This window comes from Microbacterium sp., from assembly GCF_032084865.1.
GTDB lineage: Bacteria > Actinomycetota > Actinomycetes > Actinomycetales > Microbacteriaceae > Microbacterium.
Genome location: NZ_DAMDLU010000232.1, coordinates 1 through 2071, shown reverse-complemented (window position 1 = coordinate 2071; position 2071 = coordinate 1). Strand labels below are relative to the sequence as shown.

Here is a 2071-nt window from a genome sequence, read left to right as displayed (position 1 = left end):
GGGGGAGCGCACCGCCACCATGCGCGGCGCGGGCTCCGCCTGACCCGTCGACGCGGCGGGAGCAGCAGGGGAGGCGGCCGCGGACGGCCGGGATGCCCGCGCGCGGCGTCGGCCCGACGAGACGCGTTCGGTGGTGCCGTAGCCGATCAGGACGTTGCCCGAACCTGCGCGCTCCTCGGAACGATAGGTCTCCTTCTCGGCATCCGGAGCTGCCGTCGTCGCAGGCTGGCCGCCCTCGGCATCCGAAGCTGCCGCCTCCGCAGTCGATTCGTCGCCGGCCCCGTCTGCCACCTCGAGCACCGGCGCGCCCACCTCGAGCACGTCGCCTGCCTCGCCGTGCAGCGCCGTGATCACGCCCGCGAACGGCGACGGCAGCTCGACGATGCTCTTCGCCGTCTCGACCTCGGCGATCGCCTGGTCGGTGGTGACCGTGTCGCCGACCTTCACCAGCCACTGCACGAGACCCGCCTCGGTGAGGCCCTCGCCGAGATCGGGCAGGCGGAACACGCGTGCTGTCGCGGTCGTCATCGTGCCGTCTCCTCATCGTCGGGATAGAGCGAGTCGATGGCATCCAGCACGCGGTCGGCATCGGGCAGGTACCGGTGCTCGAGCTTCGGGGGCGCGTACGGGGTGTCGAAACCGGTCACCCGCCGCACCGGCGCCTCGAGGTGTTCGAAGCACCGCTCGAACACACGCGCCTGGATCTCGCTCGCGACGCTCGCGTAGCCGGGCGCCTCGGCGACGACGACCGCGCGCCCGGTCGCGCGCACGGCAGAAGTGACCGTCGCATCGTCGAATGGCGACAGCGAACGCACGTCGACGACCTGGATGCTCCGGCCCTCTGCCGCGGCGATCTCGGCAGCCTCGAGGGCGACCGGCACCATGGCTGCGTAGGCGAGCACGGTGACGTCGGTGCCCTCCCGTGCGATGCGGGCGGTGCCGAGCTCGGCGGTGATCGAGGTGTCTACCTCGCCCTTCGCCCAGTACAGCTTCTTCGGCTCGAGGAAGATCACCGGGTCGGGCGAGGCGATCGCCGCGCGCAGCAGCGAGTACGCATCCTGCGGGGACGACGGCGAGACGACGGTGAGGCCGGGAGTGTGCGCGTAGTAGGCCTCCGACGAGTCGCAGTGGTGCTCGACACCGCCGATGCCGCCGCCGAACGGGATGCGGATGACGAGCGGCATCCGCATCGATCCGCGGGTGCGGTTGCCGAACTTCGCGACCTGGCTGACGATCTGCTCGAACGCGGGCAGCGCGAACGCGTCGAACTGCATCTCGACGACCGGTCGCATCCCGTTCATCGCCATGCCGACCGCGGTGCCGACGATGCCGGCCTCGGCGAGCGGGGTGTCGAAGCAGCGGTCCTCGCCGAAGCGCTCCGCGAGCCCGTCGGTGATGCGGAAGACGCCGCCGAGCGCGCCGACGTCCTCGCCGTAGACGACGACCGCGGGATCCTCCTGGATCGCGTCGGCGAGGGCGCGGTTGAGCGCGGCGGCCATGGTCATCGTGCCGACGACGTGAGGAGTGGCCTGGTCGGTGCGGAGGTCGGATGCGATGCTCATGGCCGTGGTCCCGTCTGCGTCAGGGCATCCCGTTCGATCTCGCTCTGCAGCATCCGCCACTGCTCCTCGAGCTGCGGTGAGCGGTCGGCGGTGACGAAGCGGAACAGATCCTCCGGGTCGAGGTCGGCATCGGCGTTCAGCGCGGTGCGCAGGGCTGCGGCGATGCTCTCGGCTCCTGCTGCGATGCGCTGCTCGTCATCGTCCGACAGCGCGCCCCGGGCGGCGAGGTGCGCGCGCAGACGAGTCAGCGGGTCGCGGTCGATCCAGGCCTGCACCTCATCTCGCTCGCGGTAGCGGGTGTCGTCGTCGGCGTTGGTGTGCGCCTGGATGCGATAGGTGTGCGCCTCGATCAGCGAGGGGCCGCCGCCGCCGCGGGCGCGCTCGACAGCTTCGCCGAGCACGGCGAGCAGCGCAGCGACGTCGTTGCCGTCGACGCGCTCGCCGGGCATCCCGTAGCCGATCGCCTTGTGCGCGAGCGACGGCGCCGCGCTCTGGCGCGCGAGCGGCAC

The 2071-nt window shown here is 71.8% G+C and carries 3 protein-coding genes; all 3 read right to left on the bottom strand.

The window, feature by feature from the left end; translation table 11 throughout:
* Positions 1-528: biotin/lipoyl-containing protein (locus RT309_RS14860; protein WP_313358280.1), on the bottom strand; the 528-nt coding region annotated here is incomplete at its 3' end.
* A complete protein-coding gene (locus tag RT309_RS14855) occupies positions 525-1562 on the bottom strand; it encodes an alpha-ketoacid dehydrogenase subunit beta (RefSeq protein WP_313358278.1) in 1038 nt (345 codons plus the stop codon). The genes RT309_RS14855 and RT309_RS14860, both read right to left, overlap by 4 nt.
* Positions 1559-2071, bottom strand: a 513-nt coding sequence (locus tag RT309_RS14850) for a thiamine pyrophosphate-dependent enzyme (RefSeq protein WP_313358276.1), incomplete at its 5' end; no start/stop codon positions are given. The genes RT309_RS14850 and RT309_RS14855, both read right to left, overlap by 4 nt.

What these genes read in the sequence shown, in the direction of transcription:
- RT309_RS14855 (WP_313358278.1), bottom strand. Translation starts at nt 1,562, where the DNA reads ATGAGCATCGCATCCGACCTCCGCACCGACCAGGCCACTCCTCACGTC.